The sequence below is a fragment of the Clostridium sp. SY8519 genome (assembly GCF_000270305.1).
GTDB lineage: Bacteria > Bacillota > Clostridia > Lachnospirales > Lachnospiraceae > SY8519.
This window is the reverse complement of sequence record NC_015737.1, coordinates 2545270-2565420: the sequence shown is the minus strand read 5'-3', so window position 1 is coordinate 2565420 and position 20151 is coordinate 2545270. Positions and strand designations below refer to the sequence as shown.

17 protein-coding genes and 1 tRNA gene are annotated in these 20151 nt (G+C 51.2%); all 18 read left to right on the top strand.

Features of this window, described 5'->3' with window-relative positions; all coding sequences use genetic code 11:
• Positions 1-98 precede the first annotated feature (98 nt).
• On the top strand, positions 99-827 hold the full coding sequence (locus CXIVA_RS11850; protein WP_013978281.1) for a YebC/PmpR family DNA-binding transcriptional regulator: 729 nt from the start codon (positions 99-101) through the stop codon (positions 825-827).
• Between the two features lie 17 nt (positions 828-844).
• Positions 845-2296, top strand: a complete 1452-nt coding sequence (locus tag CXIVA_RS11845; RefSeq protein ID WP_013978280.1) for a glycogen synthase — start codon at positions 845-847, stop codon at positions 2294-2296.
• 22 nt (positions 2297-2318) lie between these two features.
• Complete coding sequence (locus CXIVA_RS11840; RefSeq protein WP_013978279.1) at positions 2319-3191, top strand: undecaprenyl-diphosphate phosphatase; 873 nt, start codon at positions 2319-2321, stop codon at positions 3189-3191.
• Between the two features lie 15 nt (positions 3192-3206).
• Entirely contained in the window at positions 3207-6050 is a 2844-nt protein-coding gene (locus tag CXIVA_RS11835) for a DNA translocase FtsK (protein ID WP_013978278.1), read from the top strand.
• An 87-nt stretch (positions 6051-6137) separates the two neighbouring features.
• Positions 6138-6839 (top strand): UMP kinase, encoded by a 702-nt coding sequence (pyrH, locus tag CXIVA_RS11830; RefSeq protein WP_347475630.1) that lies wholly within the window; start codon positions 6138-6140, stop codon positions 6837-6839.
• Between the two features lie 27 nt (positions 6840-6866).
• Positions 6867-7421: a ribosome recycling factor gene (gene frr, locus CXIVA_RS11825; RefSeq protein WP_013978276.1), complete on the top strand. Its 555-nt coding sequence runs from the start codon at positions 6867-6869 to the stop codon at positions 7419-7421.
• A 104-nt stretch (positions 7422-7525) separates the two neighbouring features.
• Positions 7526-8248 carry an isoprenyl transferase gene (locus CXIVA_RS11820; protein WP_013978275.1) on the top strand — a complete coding sequence of 241 codons (723 nt, stop codon included), beginning with the start codon at positions 7526-7528 and terminating at the stop codon, positions 8246-8248.
• A 78-nt stretch (positions 8249-8326) separates the two neighbouring features.
• A complete protein-coding gene (locus tag CXIVA_RS11815) occupies positions 8327-9127 on the top strand; it encodes a phosphatidate cytidylyltransferase (RefSeq protein WP_041727924.1) in 801 nt (266 codons plus the stop codon).
• 20 nt (positions 9128-9147) lie between these two features.
• Positions 9148-10290: a 1-deoxy-D-xylulose-5-phosphate reductoisomerase gene (gene dxr / locus CXIVA_RS11810; RefSeq protein ID WP_013978273.1), complete on the top strand. Its 1143-nt coding sequence runs from the start codon at positions 9148-9150 to the stop codon at positions 10288-10290.
• Position 10291: 1 nt separating this feature from the next.
• Entirely contained in the window at positions 10292-11332 is a 1041-nt protein-coding gene (rseP, locus tag CXIVA_RS11805; protein WP_013978272.1) for an RIP metalloprotease RseP, read from the top strand.
• A 17-nt stretch (positions 11333-11349) separates the two neighbouring features.
• On the top strand, positions 11350-12396 hold the full coding sequence (ispG, locus tag CXIVA_RS11800) for a flavodoxin-dependent (E)-4-hydroxy-3-methylbut-2-enyl-diphosphate synthase (RefSeq protein ID WP_013978271.1): 1047 nt from the start codon (positions 11350-11352) through the stop codon (positions 12394-12396).
• A 2-nt stretch (positions 12397-12398) separates the two neighbouring features.
• Positions 12399-16886 carry a PolC-type DNA polymerase III gene (locus CXIVA_RS11795; protein ID WP_013978270.1) on the top strand — a complete coding sequence of 1496 codons (4488 nt, stop codon included), beginning with the start codon at positions 12399-12401 and terminating at the stop codon, positions 16884-16886.
• Between the two features lie 41 nt (positions 16887-16927).
• Positions 16928-17791: a chorismate mutase gene (locus CXIVA_RS11790; RefSeq protein WP_013978269.1), complete on the top strand. Its 864-nt coding sequence runs from the start codon at positions 16928-16930 to the stop codon at positions 17789-17791.
• A gap of 223 nt (positions 17792-18014) precedes the next feature.
• The gene (gene infC, locus CXIVA_RS11785; RefSeq protein WP_013978268.1) at positions 18015-18554 is read left to right on the top strand and encodes a translation initiation factor IF-3; all 540 of its coding nucleotides are present in this window, start codon (positions 18015-18017) and stop codon (positions 18552-18554) included.
• A 28-nt stretch (positions 18555-18582) separates the two neighbouring features.
• Complete coding sequence (gene rpmI / locus CXIVA_RS11780) at positions 18583-18780, top strand: 50S ribosomal protein L35 (protein ID WP_013978267.1); 198 nt, start codon at positions 18583-18585, stop codon at positions 18778-18780.
• 42 nt (positions 18781-18822) lie between these two features.
• Complete coding sequence (rplT, locus tag CXIVA_RS11775; protein ID WP_013978266.1) at positions 18823-19179, top strand: 50S ribosomal protein L20; 357 nt, start codon at positions 18823-18825, stop codon at positions 19177-19179.
• A 155-nt stretch (positions 19180-19334) separates the two neighbouring features.
• Positions 19335-19406: transfer RNA gene (locus CXIVA_RS11770), tRNA-Glu, on the top strand.
• Between the two features lie 212 nt (positions 19407-19618).
• The gene (gene rimP, locus CXIVA_RS11765) at positions 19619-20086 is read left to right on the top strand and encodes a ribosome maturation factor RimP (RefSeq protein WP_013978265.1); all 468 of its coding nucleotides are present in this window, start codon (positions 19619-19621) and stop codon (positions 20084-20086) included.
• The last annotated feature ends 65 nt before the right edge of the window (positions 20087-20151 follow it).

Sequence of the window (20151 nt, the reverse complement as noted above, 5' to 3'; positions counted from 1 at the left end):
TCCCTTGTCACATCTGCCCGGTATATGTTATAGTATTACGATGGATTCTGATCTGCAGTGCGTTCGGAATTCAAACAGAATAAAAGGAGCACAGAAATATGTCAGGACATTCAAAATTTTCAAACATCAAGCATAAAAAAGAAAAAAACGATGCGGCAAAAGGAAAGATTTTTACCGTAATCGGCCGTGAAATCGCGGTTGCGGTTAAGGAAGGCGGCCCGGATCCGGACAACAATTCCAGACTTCGGGATGTGATCGCCAAGGCCAAAGCCAATAATATGCCCAACGACACCATTGAGCGAGGCATTAAGAAGGCAGCCGGAGACGCGGATTCCGTGAATTACGAGACGGCCACCTATGAAGGATACGGACCGAACGGAACCGCGATCATTGTCAAGGCGCTGACAGACAACAAGAACCGTACCGCAGCCAATGTGCGCAATGCTTTTTCCAAAGGAAACGGCAATATCGGCACACAGGGATGCGTATCCTTTATGTTCGATGAAAAGGGACAGATCCTCATTGACCGGGAAGCCTGTGATATGGAACCGGATGATCTGATGATGCTGGCACTGGATGCGGGCGCCGATGATTTTTCGGAGGAAGAGGACAGTTTCGAGATCCTTACCGATCCGGCAGCCTTCAGTGAGGTCCGCCAGAAACTGGAGGATCAGGGAATTCCCATGGCTGACGCGGAAGTTACTATGATTCCGCAGACATATGTGACCCTGACGGATGAACAGGATATTTATCATATGAATAAGCTGCTTGATCTGCTTGACGAAGATGACGATGTCCAGCAGGTTTATCACAACTGGGAAGAATAATCTGGGAAGAATCATTTATGAAAAAAATACTCTTTGCGGCATCCGAGTGTGTGCCATTTATCAAAACCGGCGGTCTGGCTGATGTATGCGGCTCTCTGCCGAAGAACCTCAGCAGCGAAGAATGGGATGTGCGGGTCGTTCTGCCGAACTACACCTGTATCCCGGAACATTTCAGAAACCAGTTCCGGTACCTGACACATTTTTACATGCATATGGGTCCGGCTCTACCGGATAAGTATGTGGGTGTGCTGACCTGTGAACTGGATGGGATCACCTATTACTTCATTGATAATATGGAGTATTTTGACTGCGCGGTTCCCTATGGAGATATCCGCTGGGATGTGGAAAAATTCTGCTTTTTTGACAAGGCAGTGCTTTCCATGCTGCCGCTGATCGGTTTCCAGCCGGAACTGATTCACTGTCATGACTGGGAGACCGGGATGGTGCCGGTATACCTGAAAAACGAATTCCAGGGAGATATGTTCTTCTGGGGAATGAAATCCATCATGACAATCCACAACCTGAAGTTCCAGGGCGTGTGGGATGTGAAAACGGTGCAGGGAATCACCGGGCTGCCGAAAGAGTTATTTACCCCGGATAAACTGGAGTACCATAAGGACGCCAACATGCTGAAGGGCGGCCTTGTGTACGCGGATTATATCACCACCGTCAGTGAATCCTACGCCGGCGAAATTCAGATGGATTATTACGGGGAGGGGTTGAACGGCCTTTTGTCTGCTCGCCATTTTGATCTGCAGGGAATCGTGAACGGCATCGATTATGACGTATATAATCCGGAGACCGACCCTTATATTTATAAGAACTATTCCGTGGATAATTTCCGCAAAATAAAAAAAGAAAACAAGATACGGTTCCAGGAAGATTTCCATCTGACCGTAGACCACAGCAAATTCTTAATCGGGCTGGTGTCCAGACTGACGGACCAGAAAGGGCTGGATCTTGTGGATTATGCCATCGAGGGGATCGCGGATGAATTCACCCAGTTCGTAGTGGTGGGAACCGGCGAGGAACGCTACGAAAATATGTTCCGCTATTACGCCGGGAAGCACAGCGACCGGATATCAGCCAACATTTGCTACAGCGACGAACTGTCGCACCGGCTGTTTGCGGCCGCGGATGCCTTCCTGGTGCCCTCCCGATTCGAACCCTGCGGCCTGACACAGATGATTGCCTGCCGGTACGGAACCGTTCCGATCGTACGGGAAACCGGCGGCCTGCGTGACACAGTGCAGCCGTTTAACGAATATGAGAATACCGGCAACGGTTTTTCCTTTGCGAATTACAATGCAGATGAGATGCTGCATACCATTAATTACGCAAAACAGATTTATTTCGAGAAAAAGAGAAAATGGAATCTGATTGCGGAGCGGGGAATGAAAATTGATTTTTCCTGGAAAGTATCCGCCAACCGGTATGCCGGACTGTACAACTATCTGCTGGGAAAATAAGCATCAGGAAAGGGTATAAGAGATGTCATTTATTCAAGCTGCGGTAATGGGGCTGATTCAAGGGCTGACGGAGTTTCTTCCGGTCAGCAGTTCCGGCCATCTGGCTTTATTTAAAATACTGTTTCATGTGAATACAGATACCGGTATGCTGTATGATGTGCTCCTGCATATTGCCACGCTGATTGCTATTGTCTGCGTCTATTACCGGGATGTGGCGCGCATGATTGTGGAATTTGTAAAGATTATTGCAGACGCGTTCTATAACGTGACCGTTTTTTTCCGGCGCAGAAATCAGCCGGAACTGCAGATGAAGCGGATTGTAACAAACAGCTACCGCAAATTTGTCCTTCTGGTAATCGCGGCCACCATTCCCACCGGACTGATTGGTTACGCAGGAGCGGATTTTGTGGAAGCAGCTTCGAATATTCTTTTTATCCCCGGAATCTGCCTGATCATCACCGCAGTATTGTTATATCTGTCGGACCGGGCTCCGGATGGAAGGAAAGGTCCGAAACAGATGACTTATTCCAACGCGCTGGTGATAGGTGTTGTACAGGGAATCGCGACCATGCCCGGGATCTCCCGGTCCGGCAGCACAATTGCGGCCTCTATATTTCTGGGACTCCGGCGGGAATTTGCTGTGAAGTTTTCCTTCCTGATGTCCATACCGGCTATTTTAGGCGCGCTGGTTCTGGAGTTCCACGGAGCGGGCAATGTGTCTGTTACCGGTGCCGAAGTGCGCAATTATATCATAGGCATGATCATTGCAGGAGTTGTGGGCTATATTGCCATCAAACTGATGCTGGCAATTGTCAAAGAAAAGAAATTTAAATATTTTGCAGTGTACTGTCTGATCGTTGGAGTGGTTTCCGTCATCGGATATGCTGCAATGTAAGAGGTATTGAGATTTATGGCAGCCAAGAAAAAACGGCCATCCACAAAGAAAAAAACTTCCGGCAGAGCATCATCCGGCGCAAAGAAAAGGAAGGCGTCTTCTTCCGTGAATTTTCCATGGAAGCGTGAAGTCTTCCTTTTTGCACTGCTGGCCATTGCTGTGCTTGTGTTTATCAGCAACATCGGATTTGGCGGAAAAACGGGAGATGCGTTTCGCGTCTTCTTTTTTGGCGTTTTCGGGGTAATTGCCTATCTCTTCCCCTTCTGGCTTTTCTTTTTCGGCGCTTTTCTTGCAGCCAATACCTATGGCGTACGCAGAAACAGGCCCAGAACGGTCATGAAATCATGCGCGGCGGTTATCCTTCTGATTGCGCTGTGCGCCTTTGCCCATCTGGTATGCTATCTAAACGCGTCGCCGACGCTTTCGGTGATTTTTAAAAACGGACTTACCAGAAAAAATGGCGGCGGCGTGCTGGGAGGTGCCGTAGGCCGGACGCTGGCGGAAGGAACTGGCCTGGCCGGCGGCTTTGTCATTGTTATTATTCTTCTGGTGCTCGCTGCTGCGCTGATTTCCGAAAAATCCTTCTTTGATTCTGTTTCCGCAAGTTCCCGTATGGCAGCAAAACGTGCCAGGGAACAGTCGGAAAAACGGCAGCAGAAAAGCAAAAACCGCAGTCAGATGCGGAAAAGAGAAAAGGAAATCCGGCGGGACCGGAGAAGAGAAAAAGAACTCCGTCAGGCCGGAGGAAGTGTACAGCGGCCGGCACGGCGAGGGGAAAAAGAGTCCGAAGACGCCTGCGCGGGCCGCAGATTCCGCAGAAAAGTATACGGAGTTTCCCCGGATACCAAGCTGAATCCGGATAAAGCGGCAGTTTCCACGGACAACATGAGCGAGCTGACGGAAAAAATCCGCGCGCTGGTCAAAGAGGAACTGTCTGCCGGCAGAGCACAGACAGCCGGAACCACAGTCGGAACCACCGGCGGTACAGCAGGAAAAAGGAAAAAAAGCGCCCCGGCGGCGGATTTTTCCGCAGGTAAAGAAGGTTCCGCAGAGCCGCAGCAGACAGGAAACATTCCGGGTTCCAGCTGGGATACGGAATTCCGGCCACAGATCCATCTGCCGGAGCAGGAGGGGACAGAAGCAGCCGTTTCTGACGCAGATCCTTCAGGCGCCGGGAAAGAGACGCACGTCGCATCCGCTGCGGCAGCGGCACACAAAGAAACTCTGCCGGAGGCGGAACAGCCGGAGGAAACAGTTTCTGCACCGGAAAAAGCAGAAAAAACCAGACGGAAAAACGCGCCTTCGGACCCGGCGGATAATGCGGCGGTAATGAAGGAAATCAATCAGGCAAAGGCAGTGCCGAAAAAAGAGTATCATTACCCGAAACCGGAACTTCTGACCAGGGCGGATCCGAGTGCTTCCGGCGATTCCCGGGAACATCTGGAGGAAATGTCCAGAAGGCTGCAGCTGACACTGACCAATTTCGGCGTAAACGCGCGGGTGACAGACGTGACCTGCGGTCCTACGGTTACCAGATATGAAATTCAGCCGGAAATGGGTGTGAAAGTCAGCAAAATAGTCAATCTGGCGGACGACATCAAACTGAATCTGGCCGTTGCGGATATCCGTATTGAAGCTCCGGTTCCGGGCAAATCGGTCATCGGAATTGAAGTCCCCAACCGGGAAACCGTGCCTGTGGCCTTCCGCAGCCTGGTGGAATCCGCGGAATTCAAAAACGAAAAATCAAAGATTGCTTTCTGCGCAGGCAAGGATATTGCCGGCAAAAACATCATCGCCAATATTGAAACCATGCCGCACCTGCTGATTGCGGGCGCGACAGGATCCGGAAAATCCGTATGCATCAATACCATTATCATGAGTATTCTGTACAAGGCATCGCCGGATGAGGTAAAAATGATTCTGATCGACCCGAAAGTCGTGGAACTTTCGGTGTACAACGGGATTCCCCATCTGCTCCTTCCGGTGGTGACCGATCCGAAAAAAGCGGCCGGGGCCCTGAACTGGGGCGTGGCGGAAATGACCGACCGGTACCGCAGGTTTGCGGAATATCATGTGCGGGATATCAAGGCCTACAATCAGAAGGTTAAGAATGTGGCGGCTTCCATGACAGAAGAGGATGGAGAGAAACCGCAGCCGATGCCCCAGATCCTGATTGTGGTAGACGAGCTGGCGGATCTGATGATGGCAGCGCCGGGGGATGTGGAAGGCGCCATCTGCCGGCTGGCCCAGCTGGCCCGCGCCTGCGGCATCCATCTGGTGATTGCCACACAGCGTCCCTCCGTGAATGTAATCACCGGACTGATCAAGGCGAATATGCCTTCCCGGATTGCCTTTTCTGTCACATCCGGTGTGGATTCCCGGACAATCCTGGATATGAACGGGGCGGAGAAGCTTCTGGGAAAAGGCGACATGCTGTTTGATCCCCAGAATTACCAGAAACCCCTTCGCGTCCAGGGGGCATTTGTATCGGATGAGGAAGTGTCTGCTGTCGTAAAATATATTGTGGAACAGAACGGCGACACAGAATATGATTCCGGGATCGAGGATACCATTAATCAGGCATCCGAATCTTCGATGGGCGGCGGAAACGGATTTACTTCCGGTGCCGCGGACCGGGACGTACATTTTGAGGCAGCCGGCAGATTTGTGGTGGAAAAGGAAAAGGGATCCATCGGTATGCTGCAGCGTATGTTCAAAGTGGGATTTAACCGGGCCGCCCGCATTATGGACCAACTGGAGGAAGCGGGAGTTGTGGGCCCGGAAGAGGGAACCAAGCCCCGGCGTGTGCTGATGACGGCGGAAGAGTTTGAAGCCTATCTTCAGAGCCAGAAGCAGTAACGGCAGTTTGCCGGGATATCCGCAATTGCATCTGGCGGATTTATCCAGATATGATATAATAATTCCAATATCAAAAGAACAGGGAGCATGAGTATGAAACGTGTATTATTAAAATTAAGCGGAGAAGCGCTGGCAGGAGATAAGAAAACCGGATTTGACGAACCGACTGTGACAGAAGTGGCCGGACAGGTCCTTGCGCTGCAGAAGCAGGGCATACAGGTGGGAATCGTCATCGGAGGCGGCAATTTCTGGCGCGGACGGTCCAGCGAGTCCCTTGAGCGCACCAAGGCAGATCAGATCGGCATGCTTGCCACCGTGATGAACTGCATCTATGTGTCTGAGATTTTCCGGTCCCAGGGCATGAAGACCGGCATACTGACACCATTTGCCTGCGGATCCTTTACGGAACTGTATTCCAAAGACCGCGTCAGCCAGCTGTTTGCAGCAGATCATGTGATCTTTTTTGCCGGCGGAACCGGACATCCGTACTTTTCCACAGACACGGCCGCTGTTCTCCGCGCGGTGGAAATCGAGGCAGACGGCATTCTTCTGGCCAAGGCCATTGACGGAGTCTATGACAGCGATCCGAAGGTCAATCCGGACGCAAAGCGCTACGATACCCTGAGTATTCAGGAGGTTATCGACAAACAGCTGGCAGTGGTGGATCTGACAGCTTCCATTCTGGCCATGGAAAATCACATGCCGATGTATGTATTTGCGCTGCAGGAGGAAAACAGCATTACAAAAGCAATTACAGGCAGCTTTAACGGAACCGTCGTTACCGCCTGAACAAGACGATCAATGGAGGAACCCATCATGGATGAAAGACTGAAAATTTACGATGAGAAAATGCAGAAAAGCTATAATAATCTTCTGGAGGAATACGGATCTATCCGCGCGGGACGTGCGAATCCCCATGTACTTGACCAGATCCGGATCGATTATTACGGCGCGCCGACCCCGCTGCAGCAGGTGGCCAATGTATCTGTTCCGGAAGCGCGCATGATTATGATTGCTCCCTGGGAAAAGAAAATGCTCAAGGAAATCGAAAAGGCGATCATGGTTTCTGATCTGGGAATCAACCCCATCAATGACGGGCAGAGCATCCGCCTTCTGTTTCCGGAATTAACAGAAGAACGGAGAAAGGATATCAGTAAGGAAGTCCGCAAAAAGGGAGAGGACGCCAAGGTCGCAATCCGGAACATTCGCCGGGACGCAAATGAAATGCTGAAAAAGCTTGGCAAGGAAGAGGACGTATCCGAAGATGAAATCAAGGATCTTCAGGATGAAGTACAGAAAATGACGGATGCCCGCATTAAGGAAATTGACGGAGCAGTCGAAGAGAAGACAAAAGAAATCATGACAGTATAATCTGCCGCAGCGCAGCGAAACAGCTGCCTGCTCAGATGCAGCAGAGTATGTAATAAGGGGACATAGCAGCTTGCCGTGTCCCTTTTCTATGGAGAGAGGAACCCATGCAGGATATGAGCGCGCTGAAGATCCCCGTCCATGTTTCACTGATTATGGACGGAAACGGACGATGGGCCAAAAAGAGACATATGCCGCGTACTTACGGCCATTCGGCCGGCGCGGACAATGTAATGAAGATTGTGGAGGACGCGGATGCCATCGGCATTAAATATCTGACGGTCTATGCATTTTCCACGGAAAACTGGAACCGCCCGGAAAACGAAGTAAAAACCCTGATGCGCCTGTTTCGCAAATACCTGAAGATCTGTTACCGGAAGGCAATGGCCAATAACACAAGAGTGCGGATCATCGGGGATAAATCCGGGTTTGACAGTGAGCTGCAGGAGATTATCCGTGTGCTGGAAACAGACACGGCCGCCAACGACGGCATGCAGTTCCAGATTGCCATGAACTATGGCAGCCGGGATGAAATGATCCGCGCCATGAAAAAACTCATGCGGGATCAGGCGGCAGGAAAAATCAGCCCGGAGACGCTGACAGAAGAGAAGTACGCGTCCTACCTGGATACGGCCGACATCCCGGATCCGGATCTGATGATCCGCACCAGCGGGGAAGAACGGCTGTCCAACTGGATGATGTGGCAGCACGCCTACAGTGAATTTGTATTTACCGATGTGGCCTGGCCGGATTTTCACAAAGAAGAGCTGATCCGCTGCATCGAAGAATATACCCGAAGGGACCGCCGGTTCGGCAGAATCAGCGAATAGTTTGCTGTCTGCCGCATGTTGTGGAAGACAGTTCCCTTCGGACTGGCTGCAAAAAAAGAGGAGAAAAACTGGACTACTATGTTTCGTACAAGATTGATAAGCGGTGTGATTCTGGTCATACTGGCAATATTTTTTATCCATACCGGAGGCCCGCTGCTGCTGGCGGTCTGCGGGATCATATCCATGATCGGACTGTTTGAACTGTACCGGGTCTTTCAGATACAGAAGACACCCCTGGGGATCATCGGTTATCTGGCGGTGATCGTCTATTACCTGGATCTGCAGTTTCATTTCCTTCCGGATCTGCGGCTCCTGGCCATGGCAATGATTATTGCCTATATGTGTGCCATGGTATTTAATTACCCCAAATACCGGGCCGCTCAGGTGATGGAGGCGTTTTTCGGTGTCTTTTATGTGGCTGTGATGATTTCCTGCCTCTATCTGACTCGTATGCTTCCGGGAGGAAGGTATCTGGTGTGGATGATCTTTCTGTGCTCCTGGGGCTGTGATACCTGCGCGTACTGTGTGGGAAAACTGTTCGGAAAGCACAGGATGACACCGAAATTAAGCCCCAAGAAATCCGTGGAAGGCGCCTTTGGCGGCGTGATCGGCGCGGCGCTGCTTACGCTGATTTACGGATTGATTTTCCGCGGGCCGATGCATGCGGACGTTACATATATTCTGGTGATGGTGGGCATTTGCGCTGCAGGGGCCCTGCTGTCGATGGTGGGGGATCTGTGCGCGTCTGCCATCAAGCGAAATTATGATATCAAAGATTACGGAAAACTGATCCCGGGGCATGGCGGAATCATGGACCGGTTTGACAGCGTGATTTTTACCGCGCCGATTATCTATTTTCTTTCGCTTTATCTGTTTTAAGCGGAAGGGAGGACTTCAACATGAGAAAAATTGCAATTTTAGGCTCCACCGGTTCCATTGGAACCCAGACCCTTGATGTGATCCGGATCCATCAGGATCTTCAGGTTACAGCGCTCTCCGCCGGAGACAATATCCGACTGCTGGAAAAGCAGATCCGGGAGTTTCATCCGCACCTGGTGTCTGTCCGTGAGGAAAAGGCCGCAAAAGAGCTGCGGCTGGCGGTGGCGGATCTGGATGTGAAAGTGGTGTCCGGACCGGAAGGACTGATTGAGACGGCGACAGACCCCCAGGCGGATATTCTCGTGACCGCAGTCGTGGGAATGGTGGGGATCCTGCCCACCATTGCAGCCATAAAGGCCGGAAAGGATATCGCGCTGGCAAACAAGGAGACCCTGGTGACCGCCGGACATATCATTATGCCTCTGGCAGCGGAACACAAGGTTTCCATACTGCCGGTAGACAGTGAACACAGCGCAATTTTCCAGTCGCTGCAGGGCAATGAGGGCAATAGGATCGAACGGATTCTCCTGACCGCCTCCGGCGGCCCTTTCCGCGGACGCACACTGCAGCAGCTTGCGGATGTGACCGCTGCGGATGCGCTGAAACATCCGAACTGGTCGATGGGAAAAAAGATCACCATTGATTCGGCTACCCTGGTCAATAAGGGACTGGAAGTCATGGAAGCAAAGTGGCTGTTCGGTGTGTCAGAGGAACAGATTGAAATCCTGGTGCATCCCCAGAGCGTGATTCATTCCGCCGTTCAGTACGAAGACGGGGCAGTTATGGCGCAGCTGGGCACGCCGGATATGAAGATACCGATCCAGTATGCCCTGTATTACCCGCACCGGCCGCATCTTCCCGGAAAACGTCTGGACTTGTTTGCGTTAGGCGCGCTGACCTTCGAGCGTCCGGATCCGGACACGTTCCAGGGGCTGAAGCTTGCGCGCGAAGCGCTGAAGGCCGGCGGCAATGTACCTGCAGTCTTTAATGCAGCCAATGAATATGCGGTGGCGCTGTTTTTAAACGGAGCGATCCGTTTTCTGGAAATTCCGGAAATCATCGAATCCTGCATGAGGGAAATCCCGTTTTGCGAGAATCCGGATGTTTCCCAGATTCTCGCGGCGCAGGCGCAGACAGAAGAATTCATCAGAGGCAGGTGGTAATTTGGCAGTTGGAAAATATATCATTGCGATTCTTGTATTATGTGCCGTGATTATGTTTCATGAACTGGGGCATTTCTGGCTGGCAAAAGCCAACGGCATCCGGGTCAATGAATTCTGTATCGGTCTGGGACCCACCATTGTCGGGTTTACGAAAGGTGAAACCAAGTATTCCATCAAACTGCTTCCCTTCGGCGGCGCATGCATCATGGAAGGCGAGGATGAGGAAAGCGATGACAGCCGTTCCTTTCAGAAGGCTTCTGTCTGGGGCAGAATCAGTGTGGTGGCCGCGGGTCCGGTGTTTAATTTTATCATGGCGTTTCTGCTTTCCCTGGTGGTTATCGGCTCCATCGGCGTGATGAAACCGACGGCAGCGGCGGTGACACAGGGATCTCCGGCCCAGGAGGCGGGAATTAAGCCGGGAGATGAGATCATAAAGCTGAACCGCAAACCCATTCATTTTTTTAATGAGATCAGCATGTATCTGTTTTTCCACAGTGATGATACCGTGCAGGTGACCTATGTAAGAAACGGGGAAAAACATACCGCATCCATTACACCGGCTTATGATAAAGCATCCGGCCGCTATCTCTTCGGCGTGTCCGGCAGCGGGGTCCGAACGCGGCTGGGACCGTTAAAAACCGTGCAGTACAGCGTGTACAACATGAAGTACTGGATCCAGTACACCTATTCCAGCCTGAAATTCCTGGTTTCCGGGCAGGCTTCCATCCGCGATATGTCCGGACCGGTCGGAATCGTAAAAACCATCGGGGATACCTATCAGCAGTCTGCGGATATCAGTCTGTTTTACGGAATTATGAGTATGCTGAATTTCGGCATTCTCCTTTCCGCCAACCTGGGCGTCATTAATCTGCTTCCGCTGCCCGCCCTGGACGGCGGCCGTCTGGTTTTTCTTTTCCTGGAAGTGATCCGGGGCAAACGGGTCCGGCAGGAACGGGAAGCCATGGTGCATTTTATCGGGATCCTGTGTCTGTTCGGTTTTATGGGAATCATAATGGTCAGTGATGTGCTGAAACTGTTTTGACAGGAAAGGAGAATCTGATGAAAACCAGAGAAGTGCAGATTGGCTCTGTAACGATCGGCGGAGGCCATCCGGTGGCGATCCAGTCTATGACAAATACAAAAACGGAAGACGTGGCAGCTACCGTTGCGCAGATTCAGGCCCTGACCGCGGCGGGCTGCGACATTATCCGCTGCGCGGTGCCGACGATGGAAGCAGCCCGGGCGCTGCGGCAGATTCGGAAACAGATTGGGATCCCGCTGGTTGCGGATATTCATTTTGATTACCGGCTGGCTCTTGCGGCGATTGAGAACGGAGCCGATAAGATCCGGATTAATCCGGGAAATATCGGATCGCCGGACCGGGTCCGCGCAGTGACAGAGGCTGCCGCGGCTGCCGGAATCCCAATCCGTGTAGGAGTCAACAGCGGTTCTCTGGAAAAGCCGCTGATTGAAAAGTACGGCGGAGTCACGGCCGAGGGACTGGTGGAAAGCGCGCTGGACAAAGTCCGCATGATTGAGTCCTTTGGGTATGACAATCTGGTGATCAGTATCAAGTCTTCGGATGTACTGATGTGTGTCCGGGCCCACGAACTGATTTCCAAGCGGACCGACCACCCGCTTCATGTAGGAATTACGGAGGCCGGCACCCTTACCAGCGGGAATATCAAGTCAGCCATCGGCCTGGGGCTGATTCTCTATCAGGGAATCGGCGACACCATCCGGGTTTCACTGACCGGAGATCCGCTGGAGGAAGTGCGGTCGGCCAAACTGATTTTAAAGACCCTGGGACTGCGCAGGGGCGGAATCGAGATCGTATCCTGTCCTACCTGCGGCCGGACCCAGATTGATCTGATTCATCTGGCGGAACAGGTGGAACGGGCTGTGGCGGATATTCCGCTGGATATCAAAGTGGCAGTGATGGGATGCGCGGTCAACGGACCTGGAGAAGCAAAGGAAGCGGATATCGGCATCTGTGGGGGAAAGGGCGAAGGCCTGATTATCCGCCATGGGGAAGTGATCCGCAAAGTGCCGGAAAACCAGCTGCTGGAGGCGCTTCGCCAGGAACTGCTGCACTGGAGTGATTGATTATGGAAAAACTGTTTTCTGATGTATTTTGTGAACTGCAGCTGACAGAAGATATGCAGACATTTCTGAAGGATGTATCGGTGTCCCGGGTGACAACAAACCGGGAACATACCCGTCTGCGCGTTTATATGGAAAGCCCGCATCTGATTGACAAGATGCGGATTTTTCAGCTTCAGGATCTTATTTCACGGCAGCTGTTTCACAAAAAAATGGAAGTAATCATCATTGAAAAATTCCATTTATCCGCCCAGTACAATCTGAAATTCCTGGTTAACGCTTACTGGGACAGTATTAAGACGGAAATCCGCAATTACAGCAAAGTGCTCTATACAGTGATCCGCAAAGCAAAACTGACCTTTCCGGAAGACGGCGCGCTGGAGCTGGAACTGGAGGACACGATTCCGGCCAGACAGCAGGAGACGGAACTCTGCCGGATTCTGGAAAAAATTTTCTGTGAGCGGTGCGGACTGGATGCCAGACTTCACATAACGTATCGGGCACATGAGGATTCCCGTACGCTGCAGAATGCCGAAATACAGCTGAAAAACAAGATCCATCTGATTTCGCAGCGGGTGCAGGACAGTCATGCGGAGGAACGGCCGGACGCCGGCCAGGCACCGGGCGCTCCGGATACGGAGACAGCCAGGAACGGGAAGAAGGCGGCTCCGGATTCCGGACATACGGCAAACACCCGGCCGTCAGCCGGAGCTTTTAAGGGAAAGCGTTTCTCCGGAAACGGCGCGCGCAGAGCCGGATGGAACCCTATGGAAACAGACAGCAAAAACCTGGTGTACGGAAGAGATTTCGACGGCGAGGCAGTGGAAATGTCTCAGGTGGATGAGAGTATGGGAGACGTGATTCTCCGGGGAAAAATCCTTTCGTTTGAAATGCGGGATACCAGAAAAGGGGAACGTAAAATGGTGATTTTTACAATCACGGATTTTACTGATACCTTTACCGTGAAGATGTTTCCGAAAGTAGAGTGGGCAGATGAATTTGCCGCACGGGTAAAGAAGGGCGGTTTCTATAAATTAAAGGGCGTTGCGTCCATTGACCGGTTCGACGGGGAACTGTCGATCAGTTCGGTGACCGGAATCCGTAAAATTCCTGATTTTACAGCAACCCGTATGGATACCAGCCCCGTCAAGCGCGTGGAGCTGCACTGCCACACCAAAATGAGCGACATGGACGGCGTCAGTGAAGTGGGTGACATTATTGCGCGGGCTGCTTCCTGGGGGCATCCGGCCATTGCGGTAACGGATCACGGGGACGTACAGGCGTTTCCGGAAGCAAACCATGCCATGGAACATGTGCCCAAAGATTTCAAGGTAATCTATGGGATGGAAGCGTATCTGGTGGATGATCTGAAGGGACTGGTGACGAATCCTGCCGGACAGAATTTTCAGGACCCCTTTGTGGTATTTGACCTGGAAACCACAGGACTCAGCGCAAGCGCGTGCCGGATCATCGAGATCGGAGCCGTAAAAGTGGAACAGGGCAGGATTACGGACCGGTTTTCCACGTTTGTCAATCCTCAGGAACCGATTCCCTATCATATTGAACAGCTGACATCCATCAATGACGCCATGGTCATGGATGCGCCTGTAATCCGCCAGGCACTGCCGGAATTCATGGAATTCTGTGAAGGGTGCATGATGGTGGCCCACAATGCGGACTTTGATATGGGATTTATTCAGAGAAACTGTGCCGAACAGGGAATCCCCTGTGAAAAAACCATCCTGGATACAGTGATGCTGGCCCGGTATCTGCTGCCCCAGCTGAACCGGTTCAAGCTGGATACCGTGGCCAAGGCGCTGAAAGTGTCCCTGGACCATCATCACCGCGCCGTGGATGACGCGGAATGTACCGCGGAAATTTTCCTGAAAATGATGGATATGCTCCATGACCGGGGCATTGATACCATGGAAGAACTGGCAGCTGCCGGGACGTCAGATGAAAACCTGATCCGCAAACTGCCTTCTTATCATGCTATTTTTCTGGCACAGAATGATATTGGGCGTGTAAATCTGTACCGGCTGGTATCGGATTCCCATCTGCACTATTTCAACAAGCGGCCCCTTGTGCCGAAAAGTGAACTGAACCGCTGGCGGGAGGGAATTTTAGTGGGTTCTGCCTGTGAGGCAGGCGAACTGTACCAGGCGCTGGTAGGAGGCGCTTCCGATGAGGATATCGCGCGGATTGTGCGGTTTTATGACTATCTGGAAATCCAGCCCACCGGAAATAATGCGTTCATGATCCTGTCAGACCGATACCCGGTGCATTCGGAAAAAGACATTGAAGACCTGAACCGCCGGATTGTACGCCTGGGGAAGGAATTTAACAAACTGGTGGCAGCCACCTGCGATGTGCATTTCCTGGATCCCGAGGATGAAGTCTACCGACGGATTATTATGGCAGGCAAGGGATTCAAAGACGCGGACAGCCAGGCGCCCCTGTATCTGCGCACCACGGAGGAAATGCTGGCGGAATTCCGTTATCTGGGCAGCGATCTGGCAGAAGAGGTAGTTATTACAAACACCAGAAAAATAGCGGACATGATTGAAAAGATATCTCCGGTGCGTCCGGATAAATGTCCGCCGGTGATCCCGGATTCCGACCGGACACTGCGGGAGATCTGCTATAACCGTGCACATGAAATCTATGGGGAAAACCTGCCGGACGTAGTGACGGAACGTCTGGAGCGGGAATTGAATTCCATTATTTCCAACGGGTTCGCGGTTATGTATATCATTGCGCAGAAACTGGTATGGAAGTCCAACGAAGACGGATATCTGGTGGGCTCCCGCGGATCGGTGGGATCATCCTTTGTAGCCACGATGGCGGGAATCACCGAGGTGAATCCCCTGTCCCCCCATTATCTGTGCCCGAAATGCCACTATGTGGATTTTGACTCCCCGGAAGTCAAAGCCTATGCCGGAAGAGCAGGCTGCGACATGCCGGACAGGGTCTGCCCGGTGTGCGGGGAGCGTCTGGATAAACTGGGATTTGATATCCCGTTTGAGACTTTTCTGGGGTTTAAAGGAAACAAGGAGCCGGATATCGACCTGAATTTTTCCGGCGACTATCAGAGTAAAGCGCATAAGTATACGGAAGTGATTTTCGGTGACGGTCAGACCTTTCGGGCCGGAACCATCGGTACCCTGGCGGACAAAACCGCCTTTGGCTATGTGAAAAATTATTACGAGGAGCGGGGCGTCCGCAAGCGGAACTGTGAAATCGACCGGATTGTCCAGGGATGCGTCAATGTGCGGCGTACGACCGGGCAGCATCCGGGCGGCATCATTGTGCTGCCGCTGGGGGAAAACATCTACTCGTTTACGCCGATACAGCATCCGGCAAACGATATGACCACGGATATTATCACGACCCATTTTGATTACCATTCCATCGATCACAACCTGCTGAAGCTGGATATCCTCGGGCATGATGATCCGACGATGATCCGTATGCTGCAGGATCTGACGGGACTGGATCCCACGGCAATCCCTCTGGACAGCAAAGAGGTCATGTCCCTGTTTCAGAATACCTCAGCCCTGGGCGTTACGCCGGATGATCTGATGGGCTGTCCGCTGGGCGCCCTGGGAATCCCGGAATTCGGAACAGATTTTGCGATGAACATGCTGATCGACGCGCAGCCAAAGCAGTTTTCCGATCTGGTGCGGATCTCCGGACTTTCCCATGGAACGGATGTGTGGCTGGGCAATGCGGAAACGCTGATCAAAGAAGGAACCGCCACAATTTCCACAGCGATCTGCTGCCGGGATGATATCATGATCTATCTGATCGGCCAGGGAATGGACAGCGAGCTGTCTTTTACAATCATGGAAGCCGTCCGCAAGGGAAAGGGCCTGAAGCCGGAATGGGAAGAAATGATGAAAGCCCATGATGTACCGGACTGGTATATCTGGTCCTGCAAAAAGATCAAATATATGTTCCCGAAGGCTCACGCGGCTGCCTATGTCATGATGGCATGGCGGATTGCCTACTGCAAAGTGTTTTATCCGCTGGCCTACTACGCGGCCTTTTTCAGTATACGCGCCACTGCCTTTGACTACGAGAAAATGTGTCTCGGCAAAGACCGGGTCGAGTATCATATCAACGACCTGAAGAACCGTGAAAAAACAGAAAAACTGTCGGAAAAGGAAAAGGGCACCCTCCGTGACCTGAAAATTGTGCAGGAGATGTATGCCAGAGGGTTTGAATTTATGCCGCTGGATATCTATCGGGCAAAGGCAAAGCATTTTCAGATCATTGACGGGAAGCTGATGGCTTCTTTAAGCACCATTGACGGCATGGGAGACAAGGCGGCGGTATGTGTGGAGGAAGAAGCGAAAAAAGGCCCCTTCCTTTCCCGGGATGATTTCCGCAACCGTACGAAAGTCAGCAAGACAGTAACCGATCTGATGGATGAGCTGGGAATGCTGGAAAGCCTTCCGGAATCCAACCAGTACTCACTGTTTGATTTGTGATGCCGCCGGCAGAAATATAGAAGAAGAGAAGGAGCAGAGCGATGCAGGATTTAAAAAATATCAGAGCAGATATTGATAAAATTGACCGACAGATTGTAGCGTTATACGAAGAGCGGATGAAGCTTACTTCCGAAGTGGCTGCCTACAAGATCGCCAACGGCAGAGAAGTCTTTGATTCTGCCCGGGAGCTGCAGAAACTGGCAGCAGTGGAAGATCTGACCCACTCGGAATTTACCAGACACGGGGTACACGAACTGTTTGAGCATATTATGGCCATGAGCCGCAAGAAACAGTATCAGCTTCTGACCGAAAGCGGCCGCAGATTTGACAGCGAGTTTCAGACGGTGGACACCCTGGATTTTCAGGGGAAAACCGTACTGCTGTCCATGACCTCCGGGGCATCCGCCCGGGCATTTCTTCCGAAGGGAGTCAGACTGGAACAGACGGAAAAAATAGAGACCATGTTTGAGCGGCTGGTAAACGGAGAGGTCAGCTACGGATTTATCGAAGTCGGCACAGACCGGTTCGGCGGCAATGTCATCGGCTACTATAACGAAATCGCGGAAAATAACTGTCAGATTGTGGCAAGCTACGCGGATGACCGGGACGAAACCCGCCGCTGTCTGCTTCTGTCTGCCAGAAAAGAAGCTCTGGCCGGAGCGGATCAGATCAGCATCTGCTTTGAAGCGCCGGATGAATGCGGGGCTCTGTATCATCTGCTGTCCCATATTACTTATAACAATCTGAATTTAAACCGGATCGGTTCCGCCGTCATCAGTACCGAGCCTCTGGATTACCGCTTCTTTGTGGATGTAACCGGCAGTCTTCAGGACGGGGCCATCTGGAACGCCCTGCAGGGACTCAAGGATGAAGCGAGAAATTTCCGCATCATCGGCAATTATTAATTTCAAAAAAGTAATTGACTTAACATACACGATGTGCTATGATTAACAGCGTTGTTAGACAGAAAGCAGAGTATCCACTCTCACCCTCGCACGATTCAGTGACCTGTGGTTTGATATAACAGCACAAGGATTTTGCTGTAGATAACTAAGTGGATGAGCTGCGGGCTGATCCGCTTTTTTTATTTCTGCCTGATAACGCGTCATAACAGCTCAGCAAAGCAGAATGTATGCAGATAAGATGGAGGGTACAGCTATTAGCAGCAAACATCAGATCAATGAACAGATCAGAGACAGAGAAGTGCGCCTGATCGGCGCGGACGGTGAGCAGCTTGGAATCATGAGCGCGAAAGAAGCGCAGCAGATTGCGAGAGAGGCCGACCTTGACCTGGTTAAGATCGCACCGAATGCTAAGCCGCCGGTATGCAAGATTGTGGATTACGGAAAGTTTCGTTATGAACAGAGCCGGAAGGAGAAGCAGGCGAAGAAGAACCAGAAAACCGTGGAAATCAAAGAAGTGCGTCTGTCTCCGAATATTGAAGCCAACGATCTGAATACCAAGATCAATGCAGCAAGAAAATTCCTAAGCAAAGGCAACAAGGTCAAAGTCACACTGCGGTTCCGCGGACGTGAGATGGCACATGTATCCAGCAGCCGTCATATACTTGATGATTTTGCGGAAGCTTTGAGTGATATTTCTGTTGTGGACAAGGCCCCGAAGATGGAGGGGCGGAGCATGACCATGATGCTCGGCGAGAAAAAATAAGACCAAGACAGTTCAGGAGGAAATTACTATGCCGAAAATGAAGACAAACAGATCTGCCGCAAAACGTTTTAAAAAGACAGGATCCGGCAAATTAAAAAGAAACAAAGCATACAAAAGCCATATTCTGACAAAGAAGACGACAAAGAGAAAGAGAAATCTCAGAAAAGCTGCTATGACAGATTCTACCAACGAGAAGAATATGAAGAAAATCTTACCTTACCTGTAAGGAAGAGCAGCAGAGTAACAGATATTGTAGGAGGAATTTGACATGGCAAGAATTAAAGGCGGCTTAAACGCCAAGAAAAAACATAACAGAACCTTAAAACTGGCAAAGGGCTACAGAGGCGCCCGTTCCAAACAGTACCGCGTGGCAAAGCAGTCCGTTATGCGTGCGCTGACCAGCGCGTATGCCGGCAGAAAACAGAAAAAGAGACAGTTCAGACAGCTCTGGATTGCACGGATCAATGCGGCAGCACGCCTGAATGGCCTGTCTTACAGCAAATTCATGTACGGCCTTAAGCTGGCAAATGTTGACATCAACCGCAAGATGCTGGCTGATCTCGCAGTGAATGACGCCGAAGGATTTAAAGGCTTGGTAGATGTGGCAAAGGAAAAACTTGCTTAAGTTTTGCGCATCCCGGTAATTTCCAGAGTTCCCGGACAGCGGGTTCGGGAACTCTGTTTCTTTTCGAAAGCCGAAAAGTGTACAGATGGAAATACATAAAAAGAGAGAAAAAGTACTTGCATTCTGTCTCTGGCTTTGGTATTATTGTTTTGTACGGTTCATTGGTCAAGCGGTTAAGACGCCGCCCTCTCACGGCGGAAACAGGGGTTCGATTCCCCTATGAACTACTGACTGTTTACAACTGAACAGCCCAACCCGAGAAGATCTTCGCTTATGCGAAGATTTTTTTTCGGCCTGCATCCTGTTTCCTGATTCAGAGAAAGCACTTGAAAAGCAGTGCTTTGCGTGATAGAATTAACAGGAATATCGTGTGACAGTGAGAGTGGGCTTTGGCCCACTCTTTTCGTTCCGTATACTTGTTTCGAAAGAAGGTGAAGATATGTCAAAAAAAGAAATTTATGAATCTAAGACAGAAGCATATGTACTCCCGATTCTTGCAGAACATAATTTCGAATTGGTGGATGTGGAATATGTGAAAGAAGGCGGCGAATGGTACCTTCGGATTTACATCGACAAAGAAGGGGGCATTTCCATTGATGACTGCGAACTGGTATCCAGGCAGATGAATGAGATCCTTGACAGTGAAGACTACATTTCGGAACAGTATATCTTTGAAGTCAGCAGTCCGGGCCTGCAGCGCCCGCTGAAAAAAGAACGGGATTATGTGCGCAATCTGAACAAACTGATTGAGATCCGCACTTATCAGGCAGTTGACCGGCAGAAGGAATTTACCGGCCTGCTGCGCAGCTACGACGAAGATTCCGTTACAATCGAAACCGAAGACGGAGAGACACGGACATTCCGCAGACCGGAGATTGCATTGATCCGTCAGGCGATTGATTTTTAACCGGTCCCGGGGATTTTCAGGAATACCCGGATGCATGACAGCCGGGAAAAGAGGCTCATTACTTT

Excerpts from the sequence above, each read along its gene's own strand:
- CXIVA_RS11850 (WP_013978281.1), top strand. The coding sequence starts at position 99 with ATGTCAGGACATTCAAAATTTTCAAACATCAAGCATAAAAAAGAAAAA.
- CXIVA_RS11845 (WP_013978280.1), top strand. The coding sequence starts at position 845 with ATGAAAAAAATACTCTTTGCGGCATCCGAGTGTGTGCCATTTATCAAA.
- CXIVA_RS11840 (WP_013978279.1), top strand. The coding sequence starts at position 2,319 with ATGTCATTTATTCAAGCTGCGGTAATGGGGCTGATTCAAGGGCTGACG.
- CXIVA_RS11835 (WP_013978278.1), top strand. The coding sequence starts at position 3,207 with ATGGCAGCCAAGAAAAAACGGCCATCCACAAAGAAAAAAACTTCCGGC.
- pyrH (WP_347475630.1), top strand. The coding sequence starts at position 6,138 with ATGAGTATGAAACGTGTATTATTAAAATTAAGCGGAGAAGCGCTGGCA.
- frr (WP_013978276.1), top strand. The coding sequence starts at position 6,867 with ATGGATGAAAGACTGAAAATTTACGATGAGAAAATGCAGAAAAGCTAT.
- CXIVA_RS11820 (WP_013978275.1), top strand. The coding sequence starts at position 7,526 with ATGCAGGATATGAGCGCGCTGAAGATCCCCGTCCATGTTTCACTGATT.
- CXIVA_RS11815 (WP_041727924.1), top strand. The coding sequence starts at position 8,327 with ATGTTTCGTACAAGATTGATAAGCGGTGTGATTCTGGTCATACTGGCA.
- dxr (WP_013978273.1), top strand. The coding sequence starts at position 9,148 with ATGAGAAAAATTGCAATTTTAGGCTCCACCGGTTCCATTGGAACCCAG.
- ispG (WP_013978271.1), top strand. The coding sequence starts at position 11,350 with ATGAAAACCAGAGAAGTGCAGATTGGCTCTGTAACGATCGGCGGAGGC.
- CXIVA_RS11795 (WP_013978270.1), top strand. The coding sequence starts at position 12,399 with ATGGAAAAACTGTTTTCTGATGTATTTTGTGAACTGCAGCTGACAGAA.
- CXIVA_RS11790 (WP_013978269.1), top strand. The coding sequence starts at position 16,928 with ATGCAGGATTTAAAAAATATCAGAGCAGATATTGATAAAATTGACCGA.
- infC (WP_013978268.1), top strand. The coding sequence starts at position 18,015 with ATGTATGCAGATAAGATGGAGGGTACAGCTATTAGCAGCAAACATCAG.
- rpmI (WP_013978267.1), top strand. The coding sequence starts at position 18,583 with ATGCCGAAAATGAAGACAAACAGATCTGCCGCAAAACGTTTTAAAAAG.
- rplT (WP_013978266.1), top strand. The coding sequence starts at position 18,823 with ATGGCAAGAATTAAAGGCGGCTTAAACGCCAAGAAAAAACATAACAGA.
- rimP (WP_013978265.1), top strand. The coding sequence starts at position 19,619 with ATGTCAAAAAAAGAAATTTATGAATCTAAGACAGAAGCATATGTACTC.